At 69.0% G+C, this 19,729-nt stretch carries 15 protein-coding genes; 3 read left to right on the top strand and 12 right to left on the bottom strand.

Annotated elements, in window-relative coordinates; translation table 11 throughout:
* Positions 1-12: 12 nt before the first annotated feature.
* The 3 genes from RF637_RS05580 to RF637_RS05570 are packed head-to-tail and all read right to left on the bottom strand — an operon-like array spanning position 13 to position 3,133.
* On the bottom strand, positions 13-957 hold the full coding sequence (locus RF637_RS05580; RefSeq protein WP_368844353.1) for a type II secretion system F family protein: 945 nt from the start codon (positions 955-957) through the stop codon (positions 13-15).
* Positions 954-1,811, bottom strand: a complete 858-nt coding sequence (locus RF637_RS05575) for a type II secretion system F family protein (protein ID WP_085107572.1) — start codon at positions 1,809-1,811, stop codon at positions 954-956. Before RF637_RS05575 ends, RF637_RS05580 begins: the two co-directional genes overlap by 4 nt.
* On the bottom strand, positions 1,808-3,133 hold the full coding sequence (locus RF637_RS05570; RefSeq protein ID WP_368844352.1) for a CpaF family protein: 1,326 nt from the start codon (positions 3,131-3,133) through the stop codon (positions 1,808-1,810). The genes RF637_RS05575 and RF637_RS05570 overlap by 4 nt, the downstream gene beginning before the upstream one ends.
* A gap of 361 nt (positions 3,134-3,494) precedes the next feature.
* Here RF637_RS05570 and RF637_RS05565 point away from each other — a divergent pair, with 361 nt between their 5' ends.
* Positions 3,495-3,872, top strand: a complete 378-nt coding sequence (locus RF637_RS05565; RefSeq protein ID WP_144930665.1) for a hypothetical protein — start codon at positions 3,495-3,497, stop codon at positions 3,870-3,872.
* 211 nt (positions 3,873-4,083) lie between these two features.
* On the opposite strand, the gene RF637_RS05560 is transcribed toward RF637_RS05565, so the two are convergent.
* The gene (locus tag RF637_RS05560) at positions 4,084-4,575 is read right to left on the bottom strand and encodes a DUF2304 domain-containing protein (protein WP_131332643.1); all 492 of its coding nucleotides are present in this window, start codon (positions 4,573-4,575) and stop codon (positions 4,084-4,086) included.
* A 13-nt stretch (positions 4,576-4,588) separates the two neighbouring features.
* Positions 4,589-5,254 carry a glycosyltransferase family 2 protein gene (locus tag RF637_RS05555; protein WP_239318262.1) on the bottom strand — a complete coding sequence of 222 codons (666 nt, stop codon included), beginning with the start codon at positions 5,252-5,254 and terminating at the stop codon, positions 4,589-4,591.
* Between the two features lie 202 nt (positions 5,255-5,456).
* On the opposite strand from RF637_RS05555, the gene RF637_RS05550 reads away from it, so the two are divergent.
* The gene (locus tag RF637_RS05550) at positions 5,457-7,490 is read left to right on the top strand and encodes a DUF6541 family protein (protein WP_368844351.1); all 2,034 of its coding nucleotides are present in this window, start codon (positions 5,457-5,459) and stop codon (positions 7,488-7,490) included.
* A gap of 82 nt (positions 7,491-7,572) precedes the next feature.
* On the opposite strand, the gene RF637_RS05545 is transcribed toward RF637_RS05550, so the two are convergent.
* The 6 genes from RF637_RS05545 to RF637_RS05520 all read right to left on the bottom strand — a co-directional run bounded on the left by RF637_RS05545 (position 7,573) and on the right by RF637_RS05520 (position 14,307).
* Positions 7,573-8,499, bottom strand: a complete 927-nt coding sequence (locus tag RF637_RS05545) for an ABC transporter ATP-binding protein (protein ID WP_064845820.1) — start codon at positions 8,497-8,499, stop codon at positions 7,573-7,575.
* A gap of 3 nt (positions 8,500-8,502) precedes the next feature.
* Positions 8,503-9,375, bottom strand: a complete 873-nt coding sequence (locus RF637_RS05540) for an ABC transporter permease (RefSeq protein ID WP_085107590.1) — start codon at positions 9,373-9,375, stop codon at positions 8,503-8,505.
* Between the two features lie 98 nt (positions 9,376-9,473).
* A complete protein-coding gene (locus RF637_RS05535; protein ID WP_368844350.1) occupies positions 9,474-11,504 on the bottom strand; it encodes a glycosyltransferase in 2,031 nt (676 codons plus the stop codon).
* A complete protein-coding gene (gene glf, locus RF637_RS05530) occupies positions 11,501-12,688 on the bottom strand; it encodes a UDP-galactopyranose mutase (RefSeq protein WP_131332640.1) in 1,188 nt (395 codons plus the stop codon). Before glf ends, RF637_RS05535 begins: the two co-directional genes overlap by 4 nt.
* A 243-nt stretch (positions 12,689-12,931) precedes the next feature.
* The gene (locus RF637_RS05525; protein ID WP_368844349.1) at positions 12,932-14,113 is read right to left on the bottom strand and encodes a glycosyltransferase family 4 protein; all 1,182 of its coding nucleotides are present in this window, start codon (positions 14,111-14,113) and stop codon (positions 12,932-12,934) included.
* A 20-nt stretch (positions 14,114-14,133) separates the two neighbouring features.
* Complete coding sequence (locus RF637_RS05520; RefSeq protein WP_368844348.1) at positions 14,134-14,307, bottom strand: hypothetical protein; 174 nt, start codon at positions 14,305-14,307, stop codon at positions 14,134-14,136.
* On the opposite strand from RF637_RS05520, the gene RF637_RS05515 reads away from it, so the two are divergent.
* Positions 14,306-18,682: an FtsK/SpoIIIE domain-containing protein gene (locus RF637_RS05515; protein ID WP_368844347.1), complete on the top strand. Its 4,377-nt coding sequence runs from the start codon at positions 14,306-14,308 to the stop codon at positions 18,680-18,682. The genes RF637_RS05520 and RF637_RS05515 overlap by 2 nt on opposite strands.
* Positions 18,683-18,832: 150 nt before the next feature.
* Here RF637_RS05515 and RF637_RS05510 read toward each other — a convergent pair whose 3' ends face one another.
* Positions 18,833-19,264 carry a hypothetical protein gene (locus RF637_RS05510; RefSeq protein WP_085107598.1) on the bottom strand — a complete coding sequence of 144 codons (432 nt, stop codon included), beginning with the start codon at positions 19,262-19,264 and terminating at the stop codon, positions 18,833-18,835.
* Positions 19,265-19,729: the final 465 nt, after the last annotated feature.

The following is a 19,729-nucleotide window of genomic DNA, read 5'->3' as shown; positions in this document are numbered from 1 at the left end:
GGAGCCGATCCGTCAGAACCCCAGGTCCAGGACCGCGAGTCCGGGGAACACCGCGAACATCACGCTCAACGGCAGGATGAAGAACACGACCGGGACGAGCATCGCGATCTCTTTCTTGCCGGCGATCTCCATCAGGACCCGTTTGTCGTGGTCCCGCACGTCCTGAGCTTGGGCTCGCAGCACGTCAGCGAGCGGGGTGCCCCGTTCGATGGCGACGACGATGCCGTCCACGAACCTGCCCAGCACCACGACGTCGGTGCGCGCCGAGAAGTCCTGCAGCGCCGTCGTCAATCCGGACCCGGCGCGCGTCTGGGCGAGCACCGCTCGGAATTCCCCGACCAACTCGCCCTCCGCGACCCGGCACACCCGTTCGAGCGCGCCCACGGTGCTTTCCCCGGCGCCTACCGCGAGCGCCATGAGCTCTGCCACGGCGGGGAACTCGGCGAGCATGCGCTTCTCCCGGCGCTGGATACTGCGGCTCAAGAGGTAGTTACGCAGCCATACACCGGTCCCCGCGCCGAGGACGGCACCCACGGCGAGGATCGCGATGTTCACGTCCGCCCGCAGCACCAGGGCCGTTCCGATCACGCTGCCCACGACCGCTCCGGCCACACCGAAGAGCACCTGTTCGGCGCGGTAGTCCATGACATCCTTACGGGAACCGTCCCGCACGAGTCGTCGGGCGAGGACGTCCGCGTTGGAGAACAGGGGCGCTGCGCGCTGAAGGATCCAGTGCATGAGAGCGTTGCCCGCCGCACCCGTCAGGGACTGGCCGCGGGAGCGCCGTGAGCGCCAGGGGTTGTCCCCGAGTCCGGCGGAGAGCTCCGCGGCACGCAGTTGCGGGGCGATCCGGTCCGCGAAGCTGGGCGCTCCCACGGCCTTGGCCGCGGCAAGGATGAGCCACAGTCCCAGCGAGAGGACGAGTCCGAGCACCCCGGACAGCACGGTGAGGTTCATCGCAGCACTCTCCGCTCGGTGGGTAAGGCGCCCAGGCGCAGCATGAGCTGGTACGCCAGCACCGAGATCGCGAGCCCACCCAGGAGCACGGCGGCGCCGGTGGCCGTGTTGTAGGCGCGGACCGCTGCGGGTTGGGTGGCCATGAGCGCGAGGATGAGCCACGGTGCCGCCACGGACAGCCGAGCGGCGTTCACGGTCCAGGACTGCCGGGCTTCCAGTTCACTGCGGGTTCGTTCGTTCTCCCGCAGGAACTCGGACAGGGTGCCCAGCAACTTCCCCAGATCGGTGCCGCCCACCTCGCGGGTCACGCGCAGCGCCTCCACGATGTTGTCCGCCACGGGATCGGCGAGCCGCTGCTTGAGCATGGTCAGCGACCCGTGGAGCTGACCGCTAGCACGGTAGTCGGCCGCGAACTGGGCGAACGCGGGTCGCAGGGGTTCCGGTCCCCGGTACTGCAGTTGCATCAGGGCTTCGGGCAGGCCCATCCCCGCGCGGATCGCGGAGCGCAAATGGTCCACGACGTCGGGCCAGACCTCGCGCAGGACGGCCGTGCGGCGTCGTGCGCGCCGTTTGACGAGCCACAGCGGGAGGCACAGTGTCACGAGGAAGACGCACAGGCCGAACACCGCGGCGGACGTCAGCGCCAGGATCAACACCCCCGCCACCAGAGCGAGGAGCAGGCTCAGCCCGATGAACGCCGCGGGTGACAGGCCCGGGAGATCCGCCCGTAACAACAGGGTGCGGAGGTAGCCTGCCCGCGTGTGTTTGGTCCGCGCGGCGGGTGGCCGGGTCCAGCACGACCACCACACGAGGAACACCCCGGTTCCCAGCAGTACTCCGAACAACGCACTCATGGGTCTCGCCGCCCCGTTCGCGACGCGTTGTCCTCGGGCGTAGCGATGCGGCCGGCGTCGTCGGACGCGGTACTCGCCGGAGCGTCGTCGTGAATCAGCGACGCCGGAGAATAGCCCGCGCGCGTGAACTTGTGGGCCGAGGGCAGCTCCGAGGCCACCGCGCGCAGGGCACCGTCCTGTAAGCGGAAGATCGGGTACGTCTCGATGACGCCGTTCTCCACCCGGTTACCGATGCCCAGGATCTCGGCGACGTACCGGTGACCCGAGGGCGCGCGGTGGCAATGGACGACCAGGTCGAAGCACGAGGCCACGGTGGGTACCACGAACGCGCTACTGATGTTCTCGCCCGCGAGCAGCGGCAGGGTGCAGATCTTGGTCACGGCATCACGGGCAGAATTGGCGTGCAGCGAGCACATCCCTGGCAGCCCGGCATTCAGCGCGATGAGCATGTCCAGGCTCTCGGCCTCGCGCACCTCCCCCACGACCAACCGGTCCGGGCGCATGCGCAGCGCTTCCTTCACGAGCCGGCGAAGCGGGATCTCGCCCGTGCCCTCGAGGTTCGCTTGGCGGCACTGCATGCCGACGACGTCGCGCAGCGCCACCTTCAGCTCGAAGACCTCCTCGACCGTGATCACCCTCTCCCGCGGGCCGATCGCCGCGCACAAGCAGTTGAGCAGGGTGGTCTTCCCGGCCTGGGTGGCCCCCGACACCAGGATGTTCAACCCGGCATCCACCGCCGCATGCAGGAACTGCGCGGCCTGGGTGGTGAGCGAGCCCAACCCCACCAGATCCTCCAGACGGCGGGCCCGTGCCACGAACTTGCGGATGTTCACCGCCCAATGCGCCCGGGTGACGTCCGGGATCACCACGTGCAACCGGGAACCGTCCGGCAGGGAGGCGTCCACGAACGGGGAACTCAGATCCAGGCGGCGCCCCGAGGACTTGAGCATGCGCTCCACGAGGGTGCGCACGTGTGACTCGCTCAGCACGAGACTCGTCAGCTCGGATTCGCCGTCGCGGGCGATGTAGATCTCGGTCGGGCCGTTGATCCAGATCTCCTCGACCTCGGGATCATCCAGGAACGGCTGCAACGGACCGTACCCGGCCACCAGGTCCAGCACCGTCTTACGGGCAGCCTCAAGGTCCTGCACCCGCGGCAACCCCGCACGCGCCGAACGCACGTCGTACTCCGCCACCACAGCGGTCACGATCTGACGGGTGGGCTCCACCTCATGCAACGGATCCAACCCGCTGCGCCGGATCTGCTCACGCACATCCGCCTCGATCAACCCGATCGCGTCCTCGGCGACCCCTACGGCCATGACTCCCCCTGGGATTCCCCCGAACCCGTTACCGGCTGGTCAACTCTGCAGGGAACGCTAGGGGAAATCGCAGCTGATCGACACGACACGGCACCCGGTCTGTGGATAACCCCGCTGACGTGCACCGATGAACCCGGCCATGGGCGTCATGTTCCGACCCACTATGCAACTGCATCGAGCGTGATGGGCATCACGACCAATGGGGCAGGACGCGCTAGTCCGGCCGAGCTGGTCGCCGCGACGTCACTGAGAGACCTGGACCTCGGCAGCACAAGCTCCATGCGGGGCCAACGGCGCAAGTCGAGAATGAGCGTGCGACCCGGCCGCCTTACGATGACGCCACCGATGGAAGGAGGGAAGAGTGGCCAAGCACCTGTTTCTGCCTAAGACCCACCCCCCTCCCGCTTTTCTCGACGAAACAGGCTCGATCTCCCGAGACAGATTCTTCGCTGTCGGCCTTCTCCTTCACCCTGAGCCTCCCCGGGTACTGCGCAGCATGCAGAAGTACCGAGACCGAACCCATGACTACGGCACGTTCCACCTCACGGAGCTCACCCAGGGCGCCCTCAATACTTACAAGGGCTTCGTGGACACCGTCTTGGCCGACAGAGACTTCCGTTTCTTCTGTTGCGTCGCTGCTCGAGATCCTGCCGACCCGGTGGCAGGGTTCGCAGATCCGTGGACGGCCTACCTGAAGTTGTTCGAACGGTTACTCATAGGGGCGATCCGACCGGGATAAATAACGTCTCACAGCGGGACTCGACGGTTCCCGGTCGCCCAAGGCCCTACTCGCAGACCATGTCGCCAAACGATGTGGTGTGCCCGATTTCCTGACCGAGAGGAAGACTGCGTGCCTCGGCTTGAGGATGTATGACCATGCCTCCCAGCCCGGCATCGCTGGGCCCGATTCCGGGGAGTAAAATGACTATGTACCGGGTGTGGCCTCTGGCCTATAGCCCGGTATTTTCTTGCTGTGCGGAACCCGGCCCAGCAGCGTTGTGCCCGGACGAGTACCCCGACGATGGCGCCTCCACCGGCCGACCCAGCGGCGAGGTGTGGCGGAAGGCGCGCACCGAGCGACGCTCGCCGTGGGCGGCGTCGGGCTCCCAGGGCTTCTCGGTCTCCGAGATGGCGATGTGCCGGGCGATGCGGGTGAGCTTGACCTCCTCCGCACGGCGGTGCTGCGCTGTGGTGTACTGCGTGACCATGAACAGCACCACGAGCGCGTAGAGCACCAGGTCCGTACCACGGCCGATGCCCAGGAACCGCGCGACGCTCGTGACGAGGTCCGGGACCAGGATCGAGATGGCCGCGAAGACGAAGAACGCGACGGCCGCGAGCCGGCGGATCGCCTGGTGCTTGGCGTTGGCCCCGCCGCGCACGAGCGTGAGCGCACCGTACGCCACGGCGAGGATGAGGACGATCTGGACCACGATGGTCATGTGGGGGCTCCCGCTACTTCACGAACAGTTCGGTCAGGATGTTCACACCGTTGAGCAGAGACTGGCCCTTGCCCTTGGAGTACTCCGTGTAAATGATCTCCACCGGGTGCTCAACCCACCGGGGCTGGATCTGCGCGAACTGGTTGACGATCTCGGAGGCGTGGGCCATGCGGTTCTGCTTGAGGTGGATCTTGCCCAGGGTCCCCCGGTCGATGGCCCGCAACCCGTTGTGGGCGTCGGAGAGGTCCATCCCGCTCGTGAACTTGGACACGAACGCCGCGGTGCGCAATACGAGGCGTTTTAGCGGTGAGACCTGCGTGCGGTCGTCCAGGAACCGGGAGCCCAGGACCACCTCGGCCTCACCGGAGCGGATGCGCTGAACCATGTCGTACGCGTCGATCACCCGGTGCTGGCCGTCGGAGTCGAACGTGACCACGCAGTCCATCTCCGGGTCTTGCAAGGCGTACTCGAAACCCGTCTGCAGGGCGGCACCCTGACCGAGGTTGATGGGGTGCTGGACCACCACGGCGCCGGCCTCGCGGCAGATCCGCGCGGAGTCGTCACGGGAGCCGTCGTCCACGCACACCACGTGCGGGAACGTCCGGCGGAGGTTCTCCAGGACCTCCCCCACCACCTGGGCCTCGTTGTACACGGGCATCACAATCCACGCTCGACTCACCCGACCATTGTTCCATAGCGCGACCGAGCCACCGGCGTGCCTGCGCCGTCCCAGCAGTGCGTCTGCGGGGATCGTCGCTGGCGTCTCCGACTTCCCCGGCGGGCGGGCACCGCCCGATTGCACCCTGTGGGGTGTGCACGAGCCCCCGCCAGCCCCGTCCACTAAACTTCCCACGTACCCCGCCCCGTTGACATCTGGAGTCATGGATCCCTTGAGCTGGCCAGAAGCACTTCCCCCGTACGCTCTCGTAGCACTCCTCGTGATCCTCCCCGGCACGCTGCTCAGCGTGGCCCTGGGGTTGCGGGGGCTCGCCCGATGGGCGTCGGTGGTGCCGCTGTCCGTGGCCGGCTTCTCCGTCTCCGCCGTCATCTTCGGTTTCGCGGGCGTGCCGTGGAACCCACTCACGGCGTCCGCGGCGTTCGCGGTCGCGGCCGTTATCCTGTGGCTCGTGCTGTGGCCCTCACGACGCCGCCGCACCGGTCCGTGGGCCGGGACCGTCCCGCTGCGGGAACGGATCACTAGCCCCGCCGTGGCCGTGGTGTGCGGTGCGGTGCTGGGGATCGGGATTGTGGTGCAGCGACTGCACCTGATCATGCAGCGCCCCGATGCCATCTCTCAGACCTACGACGCGAACTTCCACTACAACGCGGTGCGCTACATCGAGGACACCGGGTCCGCGTCCTCCCTGACCCTGGGTGGGTTGGGCGTCGTGGAACCAAGCTTCTACCCGGCGGCGTGGCACAACACAGTGGCGTTCGTGGCCCAGGTCGCCGACCTGCCCGTGGCGCTCACGGCGAATGCCATGACCATGATCGTGTGCGGCATGGTGTGGGTGCTGGGGAGCCTGTACTTCACCACCCGGCTGCTGGGTTCGCGTCCCGCCGTGGCGGTGGCCACGGGGCTGATGGCATCCAGTTTCCCCGCGTTCCCGTATCTGCTGAGCTTCTACGGCAACCTGTACCCCAACACGCTCTCCATCGCCATGCTGCCCCTGTGGCTGGGTCTGCTCGCGGATGCCCTGGGGCTGTCCCGGGAGCCCTACCTGCGCTCGAAACTCGCCCTGTGGCTGACCCTGCTCGCGGTCACCGGCGCCATGGGTCTCGCCCACCCCTCCACCGTGGTGGTGGGTCTCGCGCTGCTGTGGATCATGCTCGTGACCGCGTGGTGGCGCACGGTGCGCCGGACCCGCCCGTGGTGGATCAAGGTCCTCGGGGCCGTGGGTCTCCTGGCGATGCCCGCGGTGCTGCAGCAGATCTGGTTCGCCGCGCGCGCCTCCCAGACCGCGTCCTCGTGGCGGCCCCACGTCACCGAGGCGCAGGCCCTGGGTGAGGCCCTCGCGACCGTGCACCCGGACGCCCCCCACCTGCCGTGGGTCCTGGTCCTGCTGGTCCTCGTGGGCGCGGGGAGCCTGCTGCGCCACACCTCCCGCTGGGTGGTGGGAGCATGGCTGTTCCTCGTGTGGCTCTACGTCCTGGTGGCCGCCTCGCGGGACTACTCCTTCCGCTACGACTGGACCGGTGTCTGGTACAACGATTCCCACCGGATCCTGGCGTTGATCCCCGTGGTCGCGGTGCCGCTGGCCACCGCGGGTGCCGTGGCGATCCTGCGCTGGATCGTCTCCCACGTGCGCCAGGCCCTCGGTCGGGCCGCGCGCAGCCGCCGGGCCTCCTCCGCTGTGCGGGACACCGCCGCCCGGATCAGGCCCGTGGTGCGTTCCCGCTGCGCGGCCGTGGTGGGCGGGGTGCTCGCCGTGATCGTCGGGTGGATGCTGATCCAGACGCAACCCATGACCGACATCGTGGAGTACGGCAAGACGGAGTACGCGAGCGGGGTCGACTACCAGTTGCTCACCCCGGAGGAGCTGCAGCTGCTGCACGAGCTGCCCGAGTACGTTCCCCCGGGAGCCACGGTGTACGGCAATCCCCTGACCGGGACCTCCCAGGCCTACTCGGTCGCGGACGTGGACGTGCTGATTCCGCACAACGGCCTGATCGCGGACAAGGACGTCTCCACGATCGTCCACCACCTGGACGAGCTCACGACCGATCCCGCGGTGTGCCCCGCGCTGCGCCGCCACCACGTACAGTTCGTCCTGGACTTCGGCACGCAACAGGTCAACCCGTTCGCGTACTTCGACACGAGCGGCTACTCCGAGCTCACACCCGAGAACGGGTTCGAGTTGATCGCCCAGACCGGTCCCGAGGCCAAGCTGTACGAGATCACCGGTTGCGACTGAGCGGCCCTCCGGCACACGACGACGCCGCCGCGAGACAGGAAATCTGGCGGCGTCGTCCGAAGGTCGGGAAGCGGGGGCGGGCTCAGCCAGCCAGGGGCCCGTCCAGGTCCGGGTCGTACTGGGGCACGAATTCCTCGCCGCGTTCGGCGGCCTCGCGGGCTTGCCACTCGCGCTTGCGGCGCTTGTCCTCGAGGGCGCGCGCGAGGCCTTCCGCGTGCTCGCGGCGCACCTCCTCCTCGGGCTGGTTGCGCATGTGGGCGACGGCGCCGTAGACGTTGCCGTCGAAGACCTTGTTGCCGTGGTCCATCACGATGCCGCGCTCGCAGATGTCCATCACGAGGTTGAGGTCGTGGGAGACCACCACCAGGGTCTTGCCGCGTCGCACGAGGTCCTTGATCCGGCCGATGCATTTCTTCTGGAACGGCTCGTCCCCCACGGAGAGGATCTCGTCCACCAGGAAGACCTCGGGGTCCGTGTGGATGGCCACGGAGAACGCGAGGCGCAAGTACATGCCGGAGCTGTAGAACTTGACCTCGGTGTCGATGAACTCGGCGATCTCGGAAAAGGCCACGATGTCGTCGAACTTGGCGTCGATCTCCGCCTTGTCCATCCCCAGGATGGCGCCGTTGAGGTAGACGTTGTCGCGGCCCGTGAGATCCGGGTGGAACCCCGCGCCCACCTCGATGAGCCCCGCCACGCGCTCCCGCGTGAGCACCTCCCCCGAGTCCGGGTTCATGACCCCGGAGATCATCTTCAGGGTCGTGGACTTGCCCGAACCGTTGAAGCCCAGCAGGGCCACGGTCTCACCGTCGTAGACATCGAACGAGACGTCGTTGAGTGCCGTGAACTTGGCCGTGAGGTCCCCCTTGCGGCCCTTCACGAGCCACACGAAGGCCTCCTTCATGGAGCGGGTGTGGCGCAGCACAAACTCCTTGGTCATGTGCCTGACCCGGATGGCGACGTCCGCCTCGGTGCGCCCGGGGGTGTGCGGGGTGACTGAACTAGACATGATTCACAGCTCCTGCGCGAAGTTGCCCTCTTGGGACCGGAAGAGCCGGTCCGCGATCACGAAGAGGATCAGGCTGGTGACGATGGCCAACGGGGTCCAGCCCGTCATCAGGTGGGGCGGGACGTGCCAGATCTGCGGGTTATCCGTGGTGGGGAACCAGAACCCGTAGTGGAACAGTTCCACGGCCACCGTGAGGGGGTTGACCATGTAGACGTAGTACACCCAGTCCCACAGCTTCTCCCGCACCATGGTCCACATGTAGAGCACGGGCGAGGCCCATGTGGAGACCATGACGATCAGGTCCACGATGTTCTCCGCGTCCCGGAAGAACACGTTGAACGTGGTGAACAACATGCCCAGGGCCAGGGAGAACAGGGCGATGATCAGCGTCCCCACGACCACGGCCAGCAATTGTTTGAGGTCCGGGCGCCACCCGGTCACGAGACACGCGAGCAGCAGGATGGCCAATTGCGGGACGAAGTGGATGAACGCGACCAGCAGGTTGGACACCGGGAACAACTGCCGTGGCAGGTAGATCTTCTTGAGCAGACCGCCGTTGGCCACCACCGAACGCGATGCGTTGCCGAAGACCTCACCGAACAGGTTCATCACCACGATCCCGGAGAACAGGTAGACCGCGAAGTTCTCGATCCCCCGGTTCAGGTCCAGGAACACGCCCATGGCGATGTAGAACACCAGGAACTGCACGCCCGGCTTGAGGTAGGACCATAACAGACCCAGCACCGTGCCGCGGTACCTGATCTGGATCTCCTTGTCCACGATCAGCTTGAGCAGGAACCTGTTGGCGAACACGTCCCGCAGGCCGCGGTCCTGCCCCGGAGGCCGCAACTGCGTCGCGGGGGCTTGCATTTCCATCTGCCGTCCTTTCCTCGCACGGGCCGTTGTGCGCCGTGACCGGATACACGCCGACGCCGCACGCGGAAGTCTGCGTGCGGCGTCGTGCAGGGGCCAAATTACTGCGCGGGGCCGTTCTCCGCAAAAGTCCGCGCCCACGCGTCCACCGAGGTGATCTCCGGGAGGGCGGCGCGGTACTGCTCGCTCAGCGCGTCCCAACGGGAGAGCAACTCGGCGTGGAGCTTGACGCTCTCCACCATGAGCTCACGGACCTGAGCGGGATCCCGGCGGTACCAGGACGCCCCGGTGCCGTCCGCGTTGGAGACGATCGCCGAGTCCAGGGACGCCAGGTAGGACCAGTGGCTGTCCATGTGCGCCACGCTGGCCTCCGGGTACTCCTTGGCCATGTCCCGCACGGGGCGCAGCGTCTGCTTGAGCACGGTGCGCACCGCCCACGGGATCAGCTGCGCCTTGGTCGGAGACTTGGGAGCCCCCATGGTGCGCGGGGGCTTCTTGCGCCGGACCGGCGGCAGAGTGGCCGGGTCCTTGACCACGCGCGCGTCCGAGTACTCGTCCTTCATGGAGCGGATCTCGGGCATGCGGGTGGGCAGCATGGCGTGCAGCCCGTCCGGGCCGTTCAGGACGTCCTGGATCGCGAGCAACACGGACTTGGCCGGGTAGTACTGCATGGACACCACGTGCTTGGTGTCCGTGGTCAGGGACTCGCGCAGCATCCGCCCGCCCTTGGCGAACGGCGAGTGCAGCAGGGCCGCGATCAGGCGGTTGCGCTCGTGGAAGTACGCCTGCCAGTCCACGGCATCGTCCTTGTCCGCCCACGACACGTGCCACACGGCCGCACCCGGCAGGGAGATGGTCGGGTAGCCGGCGGCCTTGGCTCGCAGCGAGTACTCGGAGTCGTCCCACTTGATGAACACCGGCAGGGACAGCCCGATGTCCTCGAGGACCACGCGCGGGATCAGGCACATCCACCAGCCGTTGTAGTCGGCGTCCCAGCGCCGGTGCAGCTGGGGGCGCGAACGCAGACCGCGCTCGGCGAAGTCCACGCCACCCAGGCCGTCGATGGGACCCCACAAGAACCGGTAGGGGTTCACGACCTCCGCGTACGCGTTGAGCAGGGGCTTGTTGTACATGTCGAACATGTGCCCGCCCACGATGGACGGGGTGTGGCACATGTCCGCGAACGCGGTGGCCCGTAGCACGCCCTCGGACTCGAGCAGGATGTCGTCGTCCAGGATCAGGACGTAGTCGGACTTCTCCACGCCGTTCGGGGTGTCCCGGCCGCGCACGACCTCGTACATGTTCCGGGCGAAACCACCGGATCCGCCCATGTTCCCCTGCCGGATCATCCGCAGCTTCCCGCGCATGGCCTGCTCGGCCTGCGGGAAATCGGGTTCGTCCTGAACCAGCTTGTTGCCCTGGTCCACGATGATCAGCTCGTCGAGGACCTCGTCCAGGCCGTCCGCCTCGGCAATGGTCTTGATCGTGTTGACGCAGTAGTCCGGGCGGTTGAACGTGGTCACGCCCAGGGTCACGCGACCCACCGGGCGGCCATGGGACGGCACGAGCCAGGACGCCGCGTCCAGGACCATGCCCTCCTCGTCCGCGATCAGGTCGAACCAGTACCAGCCGCCGTCACCGAACGGGGCCAGCGTGAGCTCGAACTCGCACGTGGCGCTCCCGCTGACCCGGCGGTCCTCGACGCGCTGCGCGACCCCGCGAGCATTCGTGCGGTACACGATGAGCGATCCGGCACCCGTAGTGCGCACACGCAGCACCACGGACTCGGCCACGGTCCAGCGGCGCCAGTAGGACGCCGGGAACGCGTTGAAGTAGGAGCCGAACGAGACGCGTCGCCCGGCCCGGATCCGCACCGAACGGCGCGAGAGGATGTCGTCCGGGTGCTGGTTGGCGGTGTCGGCGCCGGCCGAGGACGGGCCGTCCCGGTTGATGGGACCGTCGATGTACAGCGGCAGGGCGTCCAAGTCCTTGTTCGCGGGGAACACGACCCGGGCCACCTCCCGCAGGTCCTCCGCTGTGCTGGGCTCCGTGTTGATCTTGGCCAGGTACTCCTGGTCATCCGTGGTCTGCGGTTCGGGCTGGCTGGCCTGTTCCACGCGTTCGCTGCTCACTCGTCCACTCCTCCGCTGCTCAGGGGCGCACCGGAGGTGAAATGCGGTGCGATCTTGTTGTCCACCATGGACAATGCCGAGCCGATGGCCATGTGCATGTCCAGGTACTTGTACGTGCCTAAGCGGCCGCCGAACAATACCGACGACTCCCCCTTGGCCAGATCCCGGTACGCGAGCAGCTTCTCGCGGTCCGCCTGCGTGTTCACGGGGTAGTAGGGCTCGTCACCCTTCTCGGCGAAACGCGAGAACTCCCGCATGATCACGGTCGCGTCCTTGGTGTAGTCACGCTCCGGGTGGAAGTGGCGGAACTCGTGGATGCGCGTGAACGGGACGTCCTCGTCCGGATAGTTCATCACCGAGGTGCCCTGGAAGTCCTCGATGTCCAGGACCTCCTCCTCCAGATCGATCGTGCGCCACGAGAGGTCGCCCTGGGCGTAGTCGAAGTACCGGTCCACCGGGCCCGTGTAGACCACGGGGACCTGGCCCACCACGTTCGACTTGGAGAACTCCTGGGAGTCGTCGAAGAAGTCGGTGTCCAGGCGCACGTCGATGTTCGGATGGTCCGCCATGCGCTCAAGCCACGCGGTGTACCCGTCCACGGGCAGGCCCTCGTGGGTGTCGTTGAAGTAGCGGTTGTCGTACGTGTAGCGCACGGGCAGCCGGGAGATGATGGACGCGGGCAGGTCCTTCGGATCGGTCTGCCACTGCTTGCCGGTGTAGTGCTTGATGAACGCCTCGTACAGCGGGCGCCCGATCAGCTGGATGCCCTTGTCGTTGAGGTTCTGCGGATCCGTGCCCGCCAATTCACCGGCCTGCTCGCGGATCAGATCGCGTGCCTCCCCCGGGGAGTACGCCGCGCGGAAGAACTGGTTGATCGTGCCCAGGTTGATGGGCATGGGGAACACCTCCCCCTTGTGCCGGGTGTACACCCGGTGCACGTAGTTCGTGAACGCGGTGAAGCGGTTCACGTACTCCCACACGCGCTCGTTCGAGGTGTGGAACAGGTGGGCCCCGTAGCGGTGCACCTCGATCCCGGTCCGCTCCTCGTTCTCGCTGTAGGCGTTGCCGCCCAGGTGGGAACGCCGGTCGATCATGGTGACCTTCAGACCCATTTCTCGCGCCGCTCGTTCCGCCACGGTCAAACCGAACAGACCCGAGCCCACGACCACCAGATCAGTGTTCATGTGTTTCTCCTAGCATCTTCCGCGATTCATGCACGGACATCGTCTGGCCTAAAAATACCGGACACCACCCCGTGCGCCCTGTGTGACCCGCACAGCGCCGCGCCTCGTGAGCGTCGTCACACGGCGGCGTCGTGCGCGGGGTGCGACGCCGCTCGGCCGCTTCGGCGACGGCGCCGCAGCTCGGAGGACGGCGGGGTTCACGCATCGCGGCGCCGGGATGACAGTGCGGCGCGCGCTCCGCGTTCAGCGGGCGTCCCGGGTGAAGCCGCTGAGCACCCACGCGGCGGCGGCTCGCCCCGACGCCGCGAGCGACGCGTTCTCGCGGGCCCACGTCCGACGGCGCTCACGCGCGCCCTCGCGCTCACCCGAGCGGGCGTCGTCGAGCGCGCGTTCCATGGCGTCCGCGACCGCCTCGGGGGTGAACTCCACGGGCGTTCCCAACCGGTTCTCGGACACGAGGCGGGCACCCGCGCCCACCCCGGCGTAGATGGACGGTGTGCCGCACGCGGCGGCCGCGTAGAGCTTGGTGGGCTTGGAGAAGTCGTACCCGGTGTGCGGGATGACGGAGGCGAGGGCGGCCACGGCACCCCGCAGGAACGCCGCGGTGCGCGCCGGGGGCTGCACGCCGTGGAACACGACGTTGTCCGGGGCCAGCCGCGCGGCGACCCCCTGGACGCGGGTGAGGTCCGACCCGCGCCCCAGGACGTGCAGGGTCACCCCGGGGTGGCGCGGCAGGATCCGGGCGAGCGCCTCGATGAAGATGTCCATACCCTGCCATTCGGACACGGACCCCGCGTACACGAAATACGGTCCGTGCCACGGTTCGGCGGGGCCGTCCGCGGTGAAGGTGTCGGTGTCGATCCCGTTCTCGGCGAGGAACATCTTGTCCCGCCCGACCCCGGTCACGCGGCGCAGTTCCTCGCCCATCGACTCGGACACCGTGATCACACCGCCGGCGCGCCGGGCGGACACGGTCTCCGCAACGCGCATCAGCTGCGTCACCACCGAGGGGACGTCCATGTTCAGGGTCGCGGAGGTCCACACGTCCGGGTTGTACCAGATGTACGGACGACGCCGCAGTGCACTCGACAGCCACACCGCGAGTCCCGTGGTGGGGGGTGGTTCGCTCACCACGATGTCCGCGTTCATGGTGAGGAGGCGGGCGAAGGCCTGGACGTCGAAACTCAGGTACTGGGCCACGCCGCGGACGTAGTCCTCGCTGTCCCGCAGAACGGGGACCCGCACGATGCGGTACGGCTCGTCCACGGTGGCCGCAGCCATGGCGCGGGGCGGGTTCGTGGTCAGGACCGTGACGTCGGCCCCCTCTGCGGCGAAGCCCCTGGCCAGGGCGGCCAGACGGAAGGACGCGGCCGCCGGTTCGGGGAGGAAGATTCGGCTGACGATGACAACCTTGCGGGGTCTCATGGCCTTTACTGTCTCATGATTCACGCCCCACTCCGGACCGCGTCCACGGCGCGTGCATGGGCGTTCGGTGGGAAGATCGGCCCGCGGTGAGCCCACTGCACGAGCGAGCCCTTGTACTCCCCCGCGCCGCGCGGATCCACACGGCGGCACGTGTCCTCGCCGCGGGCGGTCACCAGCGGGTGAAGTGCTGTCATGCAGTTGAGTCTCCGGATCACGTGGGCCGGTTCCGGCGTGGTCCACACCGCGCACCTCACCGCCGCATCAGGTGCGCGCGGGGCGGACCTGCACGCCGAACTCGCCCGACTCCTGGGGACGCCGTGCACCGCCATGGTCTCGGGCGTCGATCTCGCGGCCGCGCGCGTGGGCACCCCGCCCCTGACGGATGGTGCCACGGTGGTCCTGACCCCGGAGGCACGGAGTCACGACGACGCGGACGTGCCGGCCGGGCCCGATCGGGCCTCGACGCCGGGTCCCCCATCCCCGGTCGTGCCGCTCGCGGATTCACAGGAGACCGCGTATCTCGTGGCCGTGGAGGGCGTCGGGGTGGGAACGCGCCTCCCGCTGGCCCGCGGAACGCATCAGCTCGCCCTCACGCCCCACGAGCCACGATCACTCCCCGCGTCGCAGCTACGGAAAGACCCCGCCCACCCGACCCTGATCATGGATGACGTGGGCCTGCGGGTGCTCCCGGGAGGCGCAGCACTGCGGCACGGCGACCGGGTCCGCGTGCGGGCGGACGGTCGCGCGTGCACCCTGCGGGTCTCGTTCCCCCCGGCGCACACCGAGGACCTGGCCTGGCCGGATCCGGCGGTGCCCCCGGCAGGATTCACCGCCCAAGAGGCGGATCCGGCCCACCCCTTGCGTGTGGACTCCCCCGCGGTCGGGAAGTCCCGGATCGCCCTGATCGCGGGTCTGCTCCCCCTCCTGGCCGGGATCGGTATCGCGGTGGTCACCCACTGGTGGTTCTTCCTGGTCTTCAGTGCCCTTGGTGCGGTCACGTCCGCGGTGGGTTGGTTCGGCGAGCGCGGCGCTCGGCGCGATCATCGACGTCGCCTGGCCGCGGCACTCCAACGGGACCTGCGCCGCTGTGAGAAGGCGGCGCCGTCGGCCGCGGAGATCGTGGCGCGCGGCCGGGCGGTGCGCAGCCCGTCCCAGAGTGACGGCGGCGGACCCCGCCCGGCCACCGCACTGTCCCATGACGCCACAACGCCCGGACGGATCGGCGCCCCTGCTGAGCGGACACGTCGGTGGGTCCGGCTGGGTCACGCGGCACGGTCCGCGCACATCGTCGGTGACCGTGCGACGGCGCCTCGCGCGGCATTCCATTCCCACGCTCCCGTGTTACTGGATCTGGCGGAGATCGGCAGCCTGACCCTGGTTCTCGACCGGGAACGCGCGGAGGGTGTTCTCCATGCCCTGGCCGTGCAGTTGTTCACGGGGCCCGCGGCGCTCGCCGCATTGCGCGTCTCCCCGGGCATCACGTGGCGCCCGCCCGTGGCCCACGATCTGCTCGCAGCACCCCGCGAGAATCCCACGGCCTCTTCACCGGACCGGGACGTCGCGCTGGAGGTCGTGACACCGGCGTGGGCCGCCACCGCGCCGGCCACGCCCGGGACGCTTCGCATCATCGTGACGGCAGACCCGGAGGGTGCCCCCGGGGACACCGTCGTCACCGCGGGACCGGACGGCCTGCGGCTCAGCAGCCGAGTGGTCCATGCCGTTCCGGGGCTTGCGGAGACCGGGCGCGGGACGCACCTCGCGTTCACGCCGGACACCGTGACCTTCGACACCGCAGAGGCGGCGATCCGCGCGTGGCGACGAGCCGCGGGAGGCGCTCACGGTGGGCCACTGCCTCGCCGCGTCGGCTCGCACGAGCTGGTGGCCGCGCACCTCGGTCCGACCTCCACCTCGCTCGTCGGCACGTGCCGTGGCGGGTCCGCCGCTCGTCCCCAACCCGCGACGTCGAACGTAGCGCTGGCCGCGGTGTTCGGCGTGTCATCCGCGGGGCCGGAGGTCGTCCGGCTCGACGACGAGAACCCGCACCTGCTCGTCGCGGGCACCACGGGATGCGGGAAGTCGGAAGTGCTGCGCACCCTCGTCACGGGGCTCGCACACGCATTCCCACCCGAGCGCCTGGAATTCGTGTTCATCGACTTCAAGGGCGGGGCGGCCCTGGCCCCACTGACGGGGCTACCGCACGTTACGACCCTGCTCACGGACCTGGGACCCGACGAGGTCCGCCGCGCCCTGGCCTTCCTACGCTCCGAGGTGCAGCGCCGCGAGCGGGTCCTGTGCTCCCTCGGGCTCAGTGATATGGCGCAGCTACGGTGCGCCGCGAGCGGTGCACTTCCCCTACGGGAGCTCGTGGTCGTGGTGGACGAGGCCAGGATGCTCACGGATGCCTTCCCGGATGCGGGGCAACAGCTCGCGGTGATTGCCGCGGTGGGCCGTTCCCTCGGTGTGCACCTCGTGCTCGCGACCCAGCGTCCCCAGGGTGCATTGAGCGCGGACGTGCGCGCCAACATCACCCAGGCACTGTGTCTGCGGGTGCGCAGTGATCAGGAGTCGATGGACGTACTCGGAACCGCCGCGGCGGCCCGCATCGCCCCGGGCATCCCGGGCCGCGGGTTCCTGGACCGCGGGGACGGCCCGCCCGTGGAGGTGCAGGCGGCGGTCCTGACCCGCATGATCCCACCGCGGCCCGAGCCCCTGGTGCTTCATTTCGATCCCGGACCCCTTCCGAGCCCGCCCGCTGCGGGAACCGGGCGCGTCCGCCTCACCGCGTCCTCGGAGCGGGAAGCCGGGGTCACCGCCGCGGTGCGCGACGTCTCCCGCGCCTGGCACGGGTATCCGCCGCCCACCTCCGCTGATATGGCATCGTCTCGCGTTCCCGCCGACGCCGCTGTCCCACCGCCCCTGCCCCGCCACGTGCCCGCGGTGCGCACCGACGGTGACGAGGTGGATCTGGGTGCCGGGGAGAATCCGGCGGCCCACTGGTGCGGGCGGGTCTCGTGGCACCCGTGGCAGGACGGGCCACTGTTGCTGATCGGACACCCCGAGGCCACGCGCAAGGGGCTGCGCGACGTGCTGCGGCGCTGCGCCCACATCCGGATCCCGACCGCCACGGACCAGGCACACACGGGGGTGGCGGTGTACGTCCTTACCGCCTCGGGCCAGGCCGTGGAGGGGCTCACCACGGCGGACGGTCGGCCCCTGCACCCCGCCGTCCGCGGCTGCGCCCGTGCGGACCAGCCCGGGGACGTGGCCCACCTGGTGCGACAACTCCACGAGGGTCTCGAGCACGCGTCCACCGTTCCCAGGGACCCCCCGTCACGCGCCGTCCTCGCCGTCGACGACTGGGATCGCTGTTGCCAGGTCCTGCGTGCGAGCACGTGGGCGTACCTGGAGGACGAGCTGGTGTCCCTCATGGCCACGGGTGCGTCCCGAGGGTTGTCCTGCGTGGTCGCGGGGGATCGCGCACTGGTTGCGGGACGCGCGTCCCACCTCGGCTCCAACCGCTTGTACTTCCCACAAGGACAGAGCAACGACGCCCTCGCGCAGTGGCCCCGCCTGCCCCCGTTCACGCCGCATCCCGAGCGAGCCGCCCTCGCGGGCCCGATGGCCGCCCGCTGCACGCCGTGGGGCGCGGAAGATTCTTCGGGGCACCTCGCGGTCGTCCAGCTCGCCGGGGGGCTCGGACCCGATGCGCCCGCGGTCGCCCACAGTGCCCCGCCCGGGCCCACCGTGCCCACGGACCTCCGGGATGCCCGGCTCGTCCCGCCACGGCCCGATGAACCTGCGGGTGCACTCGCCGCCGCGTCCCAGGATTCCCCGGACGCACGGCGCACCGACGGCCCGACGCACCAGACGGCGAACCCGTGGCCCACGTCCTTCCCCTTGCCCACCGTGTGGCATGTCCCCGATCGGCCCGTGGCCGGCTTGGTGCTGGGTGTCACGCGGGACGGGCAATGCGCCGTTCACCCGTGGGGTCCCGGTTCGACCCTGATCGTCGCCGGCCCGGCGCGGTCGGGGCGATCCACGTTCCTCGACGCCGCCCGTTCCGGGTTGGCTGCACGCGCATCCGGAGACGGCGGGCCTGGACATCTCGTATTCGCCGGCTCCCCCAGCACCGCAGCCGAGGCCGAGGAGCTCCTGCACGCCGCCAGGTCAGCTGATCGGTCGGCCACGATCGTGATCGACGACGCGGACCACCTCACCTCCGATGTCCTCCGGGCACTGGCCACCGCGTGGTCCGCGCATGCTTCCCCGGTCGAGTCCCACCAGGCGGCGGACAGCTCAGCCACCGCCTCGGCCCAGCCCGGGGCACGAATGATCGTGGGCGTGCGCCTCACGGATGCGCTCGCGGGGACCTTTCCCCCGCTACTCGCGTGGCGACAGCACGCGGACACGCTCCTGGTGCGTCCACGGCGGGTGTTCGACGGTGACGTGTTCGGCGTGTCCCTCACGGGCCTTGCGCTGGGCGGGCCGCCCGGCCGCGCGGTCTGGGTGCACCGCGGCCTCGCGGAACCGGTGCAGCTGCCCGCGCCCGCGCAGGCGGTCACAGGGTGAGAGGTACGACGACGCTCGGCCCCGTTCGGCGGGCCACGCCCCGCAACCGTTCGGTCACCCGGGGGCCGTTGCGGTGGACGCCATCACTGCCGGCTCGCGCGAGCATCGGTGCCTGAGGTCCCGGCGTGCTCCGCGGGAGGTCCCGCGAGGTCAGCGAGCGACGTCGTCGTGGGTGCGATGCATCCAGGCGACGGTGCGCGGTGCGAACAAGCACAGGACGGTGACCACCGCGATCGCCGCGACCACGATCCCCCAGAAGCCCATGGTGAGCTGCAGGAAGGACAGTCCGACGATCAACAAGAACGCTTGAGACACCAGGACCGCGGCGCGCGGCCAGCGTAAACCTCGCCAGGTCCCGCGGGCCGCCGCGCCGAGCCACAACGCACCCGCGGCGAGCACCACGGTCGCGAAGATGATCCCCGCCATGGGTAGGACATGCACGGAGAACAGGGAGACGACCAGGCCCACGGCAACCGCGAGCAATGCCGCACCCTCCAACGCCACCAGCACGGTGATCACGGATGCGGTCCAGGGCCGGGAGCTCGCGGCTCCGGGGGCGGTACGACGATCCGGGGCGGCCATGCGGAAAACCTTTCGGCGGGAACGGGAGCACTCCCACTGTAGTGACCGCATCGGCCCGCGGTCGGTGACGGCTGCCGGGAACCTGTCCCGTCCGCTGATGCCGGCGGCCGATGCCACCGGTCGGTGCCGACGGCTCATTCGGGAGACCGGTCCTAACACTCGGTCCCGGCCACCGATGCCGGCCGTCGGCCGCGCGGGCAGCGGCCCGAGCAACCGGTCCCACGGGTCCGTCTCATCGGTGGGTCCCAGTCGCCGGTACAGGGGCCGGCCTCGCGCACGGACATCCGGCGGCAATCGTTGCGAGGGGCGCCTTGGGATGTGATATAGCGCTCACACTCTTGTTTACTGTGTGTTTACGTGGGAAAATAATGGGCAGAATCCCCAGGGCCCGACATTCACGGGCCTTTTCTGTGTGTCATTCCCCCCGAAAATCCGCGATGCGGCTCGCTGCCGCATTGCTTGGGA

It is taken from the genome of Kocuria sp. CPCC 204721, from assembly GCF_040980945.1.
In the GTDB taxonomy this organism is placed as follows: Bacteria; Actinomycetota; Actinomycetes; order Actinomycetales; family Micrococcaceae; genus Kocuria; species Kocuria marina.
This window is presented reverse-complemented; position numbering and strand designations above follow the sequence as displayed.

Excerpts from the sequence above, each read along its gene's own strand:
- RF637_RS05580 (WP_368844353.1), bottom strand. The coding sequence starts at position 957 with ATGAACCTCACCGTGCTGTCCGGGGTGCTCGGACTCGTCCTCTCGCTG.
- RF637_RS05575 (WP_085107572.1), bottom strand. The coding sequence starts at position 1,811 with ATGAGTGCGTTGTTCGGAGTACTGCTGGGAACCGGGGTGTTCCTCGTG.
- RF637_RS05570 (WP_368844352.1), bottom strand. The coding sequence starts at position 3,133 with ATGGCCGTAGGGGTCGCCGAGGACGCGATCGGGTTGATCGAGGCGGAT.
- RF637_RS05560 (WP_131332643.1), bottom strand. The coding sequence starts at position 4,575 with ATGACCATCGTGGTCCAGATCGTCCTCATCCTCGCCGTGGCGTACGGT.
- RF637_RS05550 (WP_368844351.1), top strand. The coding sequence starts at position 5,457 with ATGGATCCCTTGAGCTGGCCAGAAGCACTTCCCCCGTACGCTCTCGTA.
- RF637_RS05545 (WP_064845820.1), bottom strand. The coding sequence starts at position 8,499 with ATGTCTAGTTCAGTCACCCCGCACACCCCCGGGCGCACCGAGGCGGAC.
- RF637_RS05540 (WP_085107590.1), bottom strand. The coding sequence starts at position 9,375 with ATGGAAATGCAAGCCCCCGCGACGCAGTTGCGGCCTCCGGGGCAGGAC.
- glf (WP_131332640.1), bottom strand. The coding sequence starts at position 12,688 with ATGAACACTGATCTGGTGGTCGTGGGCTCGGGTCTGTTCGGTTTGACC.
- RF637_RS05525 (WP_368844349.1), bottom strand. The coding sequence starts at position 14,113 with ATGAGACCCCGCAAGGTTGTCATCGTCAGCCGAATCTTCCTCCCCGAA.
- RF637_RS05515 (WP_368844347.1), top strand. The coding sequence starts at position 14,306 with ATGCAGTTGAGTCTCCGGATCACGTGGGCCGGTTCCGGCGTGGTCCAC.
- RF637_RS05520 (WP_368844348.1), bottom strand. The coding sequence starts at position 14,307 with ATGACAGCACTTCACCCGCTGGTGACCGCCCGCGGCGAGGACACGTGC.
- RF637_RS05510 (WP_085107598.1), bottom strand. The coding sequence starts at position 19,264 with ATGGCCGCCCCGGATCGTCGTACCGCCCCCGGAGCCGCGAGCTCCCGG.